Here is a 6,963-nt window from a genome sequence, read left to right as displayed (position 1 = left end):
CTTCGGCTTCGGAACAACTCGCGGCGACGGCTGAAGAAATGAATGCGCAGGCGCAGGCTTTGCAGGAAAGCATGGCGGGCTTCCGGCTCAGCCAGGAGGCGCAGGTCGCGGCGGCTAAACCGGCCGCACGGTCTGCCGTGGGCAAGGCCCGGGCGGCTACCGAAGACGCTAGGCCGACGCTCACGCAACTGCAGCCGGAATTCGTGCGGTTCTGAATGGGCTGACTTCGCTCTTGACCGGTTGTCCATCATGGGAGAGCGTCCCATTGTGGACAACCTACTGACTCTTCAACACGCTCATGCACCTGATCACCCCGCTGCTCATCGATCTCAGCATCGTCGCCCTTGCGATGGCGGGCGTGCTGATGCTCGCCTGGAAGCTGCTACAGCATCTGTGGGGAACGGGCGCCACCAGCGCCTACCAGCCTGCGGCGCTGCTGTTTTCCGCTGGCATCGCCACGGCCGTGCGCAATCGCTTTCCCTGGATGCGCGCCGCGTACCGGCAGCGGCCAGACCGCAAACTCATGTTGACGGCGGCGGTGATTCTGTTGCTGGCCAGCTCGCTCACCGCGCTGTTCACTGCCCTGGTGATGGCCGACCACGAACGCGATCGGCTGACCCAAAGCATGGAGAACGACCGCGACGCGCTCAGCCGCGGCCTGCTCATGGCGATGGAGGTTCGCGGCAAGGAGCTGGAGCGGTTTTCGCGCAACCCTTTGCTGGTACGCACGCTGCAAACGCTTCAAGCCGGCAAAGAAGGCAGCGTCGCGCATCCGTCAGCCAACCTGCAAAGCCAACTCACCGATTTGCGCACCATGATGGCGCTGTTGGCGCCGCACGAATACAGCATCACCAATCTCTGGGGCGAAACCGTGCTGTCGAGTGCAGCCTCCACTGCGCACCATCCGGGGCTGCCCAGCCTGGCGTCGGTCATGCCGCCAGCCAGCCAGATCATGCTGCAACGCGATCCGGAAACGCTCGATTTTTTTCTGCAAGCGCAACTCGCAATCCGCAAGGACGACCAAACCATCGGCCACTTCAGCGCCTCGCTGCCCCTGCCCGCATCCAGCCGCATCGCGCATGAGCTGACACGTCGCGCGCGGCATACTGTCATCAAGATCTGCAGCCTCTCGAATAACCTCTGGATCTGCCTACCCAGCAAGGCCGGCGAAAGCGAACAGACGACGCTACTCACATCCAAGCGTCTGCCCACAGAGGTGCGCTGGGCACAGGGCAAAGCCGCAACGACGATTGAGGAAATCGACGGCCAGCGATGGCTGATCAGCTCCACGCCGCTCGGCACAACCGGGCTGGCCCTGGCGGTGGAAGTGCCCACGGCCGAACTCTATGCCCCGGTCGTCGATACGCTCGAAACCGGGCTGCTGTTCGTGCCGGGTCTGGTACTGCTGGGACTGCTCGTGCTGGGCTGGCAACTGCGTCCGCTGACCCAGAGGCTGCATCAGGCCAACGCGCGGGTGCAGAACGCCTTTGACTATTCCGGAATCGGCATTTTGATGGTGAGCGGGCAAGGCGAGATTCTCGACTTCAACCCGGCCTTCAGCGAGATGCTGGGCTACACGTCGGCAGAGCTGCGCCAGCCCCATGTGGTCGACGATTTTCTGCATCCAGACGACCGGGGCGCCGTGGCCGCCCAGCTCGGCGGCATGGCAGACACAGAGGTGGGCGCCTATTGCGCGCACCGGCGCTATCGCCACAAAAACGGCGAGTACCGCATGCTGCAGTGGCATGTCTCCCCGGTAAAAAACGAGGACGGCGCTGTGACCTCCATCGTGTGCTACGCCCTCGACGTGACCGACGAACTCGCCCGCAAGGACGCCGCGATCCGGCAGACCGCGTTTCTGAATGCGGTGCTCGACAATCTCCAAGACGTGATCTATGCCTGCGACCAGAACGGCCAGATCATCTACACCAACCACGCAGCCACGCGCGCGGCGCTGGCAAGACAAACGGCCACCGAGTTGGGCCGACTCGATGAGTTTCGTCCGATCTATACCCTTGATCGCAAACCCCTCCCGCTCGAAGATCGGCCACTGGAACGCGGCCTTCGCGGAGAGACCACGCAGGGGCTTGAATATTGCGCTCCGACCAGTGACGGGCTTTGGGGCTACTTCCAGTTTTCAGGCTCCCCGCTGCGCGATGGGCAGGGCCGGAACTTGGGCGCGGTGTCCATCTCGCGCGACCTCACGGAGATCCGTGCCGCTGAACGGCGCCTCAAATGGCTGGTCGAACACGACGAGCTGACCGAACTGCCCAACCAGACCCTGGCCATCGAATCCCTTGAGCGCTGGCTCGAAGCCGAAACCGGCCGGGACGAGAGCCGCCAACTGGCCGTTTACCTGCTCGACATCGACCGCTTCCGCCAGATCAACGACAGCTTTGGTCACGCCCTGGGCGATGACCTTTTGATCGAAACCGCGGCGCGGCTGAAGGTCGCGCTTGCTCCAGACGATTTTCTGGCACGCTGGGGCGGCAATGCCTTCGCGGTGCTGCATCCTTGCACCGCCGATCAGCAGGCCCTGCTCGATCACTCCGAGCAACTGCTCAACAGCCTGACCGAGCCTTTCGTGCTCGATGGTCAAACCATTTTCATCACCGCCAGCCTGGGCATTGCCCGTGCGCCGCGCGATGGGCGCTCGGCCACGCAACTGTTCAGCCGAGCCGATGTGGCTATGTACCGCTGCAAGGCCAACACCCCCGGCCGGACGCTGCTCTACACCGCCGACATGAGCCAGCGCGGGCGCGAGCTCATCGAGATGGAGACCGATCTGCGCCACGCCCTCGCCATGGAGCAGTTTTTCGTGCTCTACCAGCCCAAGGTCTGCCTGCGGACCCATCAGGTGATTGGGGCGGAGGCCTTGCTGCGCTGGCAGCACCCACAACATGGCCTGGTTTCTCCGGCCACGTTCATCCCGCTGCTCGAAGAAACCGGCCTGATCGTGCCCGTGGGGCAATGGGTGCTGAACGCCGTGTGCAAGCAGCTTCAAGAATGGGAGCAGCAAGGCAAGACGCCGTTGCCCATCGCCGTGAACTGCTCGATGCGGCAATTGCAGGGCGATCTGATTTTGCGCCAGGTCTCTTCGGCCCTGGAGCGCTCGGGCATCGCGCCCGGCCTGCTGGAGCTGGAAATCACCGAAAGCATGATGCTGCGCGATCCCGAGCATGTCAGTGGTCTGATCGTGCAATTGCGCGAGCTTGGCGTGAACACCTCCATCGACGATTTCGGCACGGGCTACTCCTCGCTGGCCTCGCTCAAGCGCCTGCCCGTCACCACAATCAAACTCGACCGCGCTTTTGTCAAAGACCTGCCCGATGATGCCGACGACGCGGCCATTACGCGCGCGGTGATTTCGATGGCAAAGGCCCTGCACCTGATCGTCATCGCCGAGGGCGTCGAAACGCAGGAGCAAGCCGATTTTCTGCAGCAACTCGGGTGCGAGGCCTACCAGGGCTGGCTGTTCAGCCAGGCGGTCGCGCCCAAGCGCTTTGCCCAATATCTGGCCGATGCCAAGGCCCACACATCTGACTAAAAGAACATGCACACTCTCACCGATACCGAACTCAGCGGCTTTTCGCGCCTCATGTTTGAGGCCGCGGGCATCACCCTGGCGCCGTCGAAAAAGGCGCTGGTCGAAGGGCGTCTTTCCAAGCGGCTGCACGCGCTCGGGCTGGCGACTTTCACCGACTATCTGCAGCACCTGCGGCAAGACGCCGCCGAGCGCCAGCAGGCCATCGACCTGCTCACCACCAACGAAACCTATTTCTTTCGCGAGCCGCGGCACTTCGCCTATCTGTCGGAGCAGATCATTCCGCATGCAGATACTTCGCGCCCGTTCCGGGTGTGGAGCGCGGCCTGCTCCAGCGGCGAAGAGCCCTACAGCATCGCCATGGTGCTGGCCGAACGCATGGGGCAGCGGCCGTGGGAGATCGTGGCCTCCGACATTTCCACCCGGGTGATCGAGCAGGCGCGCCGCGCCATCTACCCGATGGAGCGCGCCGAAAAAATTCCTCAGCCTTACCTCAAAGCTTTCTGCCTGAAGGGCACTGGGGCGCAGGAGGGCAGCTTTGCGCTGCAGCCCAGCATCCGCGAGCGGGTGCGGTTTCAGGGCGTCAACCTCAATACCGCCCTGCCCGACATCGGCCAGTTCGACCTGGTGGTGCTGCGCAATGTGATGATCTATTTCGACGCCGATACCAAGCGCGCGGTGTGCCGTCGGCTGCTCGATGTGCTGCGGCCCGGCGGGCATCTGTTCATCGGTCATTCCGAAAGCCTGAACGGTCTGGATCTGCCGGTGCGCAGCCTTCAACCCGCCGTTTATCTCAAGCCGCAATGAAGACCGCGCTGTCGCCCGCGCCTGCCGAAGCGGCGCAGGAAGAGCCGCTGGAAATCTTTCTGCAGCCCGGCGAGCTGTATTTCGGTGAAGGGAGCACCCGCGTGCGCACGCTGCTGGGCTCCTGCGTGGCGATTGCCGTGTGGCACCCGCGACTGAAAATCGGCGGGCTGTGCCATTACATGCTGCCCGGCCGAGGCGCGCATCATGGCGCGCATCGTGCGCTCGATGGCCGCTATGCCGACGAGGCCATGCTGCTGTTTCTGCGCGACATGCGGGCGGCTGGCACCCGCCCCGATGAATACGAGGCCAAGCTGTTTGGCGGCGGGCGCATGTTCACGCAAGAAAGGCCCCTGCATGTGCAGCACGGCTGCCTGGACGTGCCGTGCAAAAACGTACTGCGCGGACGCGAACTCGTGCGTCAACATGGCCTGCGCCTCAAGGCCGAACATCTGGGCGGCGAAGGCCACCGCAATGTGCTGTTCGAGATCTGGAGCGGCGACGCCTATCTGAAATTCTGGGGCCAGAACGCGCAGCAAAGCATGGGTTAAGAGGGTATGAACAAATCCGTCATGCCCGCTCATCGCCCATCACAGCCCTTTTTACTGGAGACGCTTTCATGATTCGGTCCGACAAGGTCAAGGTGTTCATCGTCGACGATTCCGCCGTGGTGCGGCAGGTGCTGCAGGCCGTGCTGCTGCGCGATCCGGGCATCGAGGTCATCGGCGTCGCGCCCGACCCGCTCTTTGCCCTGCAGCGCATGCAGCTAGGCCTGTGGCCCGACGTGCTGGTGCTCGACGTGGAGATGCCCCGCATGGACGGCATCACCTTCCTCAAGAAGCTCATGGTCGAGCATCCGTTGCCCGTGGTGATCTGCTCCACGCTCACCGAAAAGGGCGCGCAGATCACGCTCGACGCCCTGGCTGCCGGGGCCGTCAGCGTGGTGACCAAGCCGCGCGTGGGCCTGAAGGACTTTCTGGTGGAGCAGACCACCGAGCTGACGCAGACCATCAAGGCTGCGGCCCGCGCCAACACCGGCAGTCTGCGCGCCTCAACGCGGCCCGTGGTCAGCGTGACCAAGGCTGCAGCGCCGCCCGCGTTCACCCCAAGCGCGCATGTGCTGACCGACACCACGGAAAAGATCATCGCCATGGGCATGTCCACCGGCGGCACCGTGGCGCTTGAGCGCGTGCTCACCACCCTGCCCCGCACCCTGCCGGGCATTGCCGTGGTGCAGCACATGCCGGAGAAGTTCACCGCCACCTTTGCCGAGCGCCTGAATTCGGTCTGCGCCCTAGAAGTGCGCGAGGCGCGCGACAGCGACCGGCTGATTCCGGGCCTGGTGCTCATCGCGCCGGGCGGCCGCCACATGCAGGTACGGCGCAGCGGCGCGCAGTACCACGTCGAAGTGCGCGATGGCCCGCCGGTCAACCGCCACCGGCCTTCGGTCGATGTGCTGTTCCGCTCAGTCGCGCAATGCGCCGGGCGCAACGCGCTGGGCATCATCCTCACCGGCATGGGCGACGACGGCGCGCGCGGCCTCAAGGAGATGCACGACGCCGGCGCCCGCACCGTGGCGCAAGACGAAGCCACCAGCGTGGTCTATGGCATGCCCAAGGAGGCGGTGAAACTCGGCGCCGCAGACCGCAGCCTGGCCCTGGGCGACATCGGCGCGGCTATGGTGGACTACGGCCGCGGTTGAACCGAAAGTCGCGCTCCGCACGGGGTCTTCCCCTATGCAGCGGCACTGGCCTCGTGTCGTTGCATAGGCATCAAACAAAACCTCTCTCGCTACCCTGATGAACAACCTTCGCATTCGCACCCGCATGACCCTGGGTCTGCTCGGGATGCTGGCCGTCATCGTGCTCAATGCCGCGTTGGCACAGCAGCAATTGGCACAGTCAAACGCCCGGCTCGACGCCATCGTGCATGTGCAAAGCCAGCGCATTACCCTGCTCAACACTTTTTTCACCAATTTCCAGAGCACCACGGCGGCGCTCTATCAAACCCTGCTGAACCCGGCACACGCCGAGGCGCAGCAAGCCCTGAAAAAACAACTTGCCGAAAATCGCGCCAGCACGGCCGAAGTGTTCAAAGCGTTGAAAGCCTTGCCGCCGGATGCCGAGGTCAACGCGCAGCTCGCCGAAATCCACAGTTTGATGGCAAAGAACCGGGGCGTGCAGCAGCAGGTCATCAGTCTGATGCAGCAAGGGCTCTATCCGCAGGCCAGCACCATCTACACCCAACTGGCCTCGCCCATCGTGCTGGCCATGCACCAGCGCATCGGTACGTTGATCGCCCATCAGAAAGCGCAGATGCAGGCGGCGTATGCGCAAAGCCAGGCCCAGTATGCAAGCGCGGTTCGCCAGGCGCTGTGGATCACCATCGGCTTCATCCTCGCGGCAATGGTGGGCGGCTTCTGGATCACCCGCTCCATCACCCGTCCATTGAGCGCGGCGGTGCATGTCGCCCAGCGCGTGGCCGAAGGCGATCTGTCGGTGCGGGTGGCTTCCCGCCTGGCGCAGAGCCGCCTCAAGGCGGGCGGCGCCCCCTCGGGGGGCAGCGAGCGCGAAGCGCAAGCGTGGGGGCCCTTCCCCCGGGATGAGACCGGGCAG

Annotated in this window: 5 protein-coding genes and 1 pseudogene; all 6 read left to right on the top strand. The window is 64.2% G+C overall.

Translation table 11 applies throughout. From position 1 onward, the window contains the following. Positions 1–215, top strand: a pseudogene (locus tag AC2VLV_RS15665) (methyl-accepting chemotaxis protein); the annotation flags it as partial. A gap of 83 nt (positions 216–298) precedes the next feature. Next, positions 299–3,547: a putative bifunctional diguanylate cyclase/phosphodiesterase gene (locus tag AC2VLV_RS15660; protein WP_486990859.1), complete on the top strand. Its 3,249-nt coding sequence runs from the start codon at positions 299–301 to the stop codon at positions 3,545–3,547. A 6-nt stretch (positions 3,548–3,553) separates the two neighbouring features. Continuing rightward, positions 3,554–4,351, top strand: coding sequence for a CheR family methyltransferase (locus AC2VLV_RS15655; protein ID WP_486990858.1), 798 nt, complete (start codon positions 3,554–3,556; stop codon positions 4,349–4,351). Further along, positions 4,348–4,899 (top strand): chemotaxis protein CheD, encoded by a 552-nt coding sequence (locus tag AC2VLV_RS15650; RefSeq protein WP_486990857.1) that lies wholly within the window; start codon positions 4,348–4,350, stop codon positions 4,897–4,899. The genes AC2VLV_RS15655 and AC2VLV_RS15650 overlap by 4 nt, the downstream gene beginning before the upstream one ends. A gap of 68 nt (positions 4,900–4,967) precedes the next feature. Further along, positions 4,968–6,050 (top strand): protein-glutamate methylesterase/protein-glutamine glutaminase, encoded by a 1,083-nt coding sequence (locus AC2VLV_RS15645; RefSeq protein ID WP_486990856.1) that lies wholly within the window; start codon positions 4,968–4,970, stop codon positions 6,048–6,050. A 97-nt stretch (positions 6,051–6,147) separates the two neighbouring features. Continuing rightward, on the top strand, positions 6,148–6,963 hold an 816-nt coding region (locus AC2VLV_RS15640), incomplete at its 3' end, for an MCP four helix bundle domain-containing protein (RefSeq protein ID WP_486990855.1).

The organism is Thiomonas sp. TH-17, from assembly GCF_057473305.1.
The sequence above is the reverse complement of the archived record's forward strand: the minus strand, read 5'-3'. Positions and strand labels throughout refer to the sequence as shown.